Source organism: Stenotrophomonas sp. YIM B06876 (genome assembly GCF_030711595.1).
Lineage (GTDB): Bacteria > Pseudomonadota > Gammaproteobacteria > Xanthomonadales > Xanthomonadaceae > Stenotrophomonas.
In genome coordinates this window covers 1-455 of sequence record NZ_JAUJUJ010000555.1, presented here as the reverse complement: position 1 = coordinate 455, position 455 = coordinate 1, and the positions used below count along the sequence as shown (strand labels likewise).

Genomic DNA, 455 nt, shown 5'->3' with positions numbered 1-455 from the left:
GCCCTTGACGAGCGTGACGGCCTTGCCGCCGCGCCCCTTGGTCTCGCGCGACACGCGCACGATACCGTCGCCCGCCGGCAGCGGCCTGGCCGCCTTGCAGACGCACTGCGCCACCGGCTGGCGGCAGTCCGGGCACATGCGCCCCGCCTCGGTGGAATAGACCAGCCCGCCCAGGTCACTCAAACGCATGGCAGTCCCTTTCACTTCTTCAACATGTGGAAGTTCAGCAGGCGCGTGGCCAGCACGGTCTCGACCATGAAGCACAGCAGCGCCAGCAGGAACGACACCACGCCGGCCAGGAAGCCGGCCACCGCCAGGCGCGCGGCCTCCAGGCCCATGGTTTCGCCCAGGAACAGCAGGATGATGGTGAGCCCGATCAGCACCGCGCACAGCGTGAGCAGGCCGATGCTGCCGTTCGCCAGGCGCCCGCGCAGGCGCAGCTGGCCCAGTTCGAC

At 69.9% G+C, this 455-nt stretch carries 2 protein-coding genes; both read right to left on the bottom strand.

What is annotated here, in order from left to right; all coding sequences use genetic code 11:
* On the bottom strand, window positions 1-189 hold a 189-nt coding region (locus QZH66_RS18440), incomplete at its 3' end, for a hypothetical protein (RefSeq protein WP_345783885.1).
* An 11-nt stretch (window positions 190-200) separates the two neighbouring features.
* On the bottom strand, window positions 201-455 hold a 255-nt coding region (locus tag QZH66_RS18435; RefSeq protein ID WP_305807236.1), incomplete at its 5' end, for a DUF2721 domain-containing protein.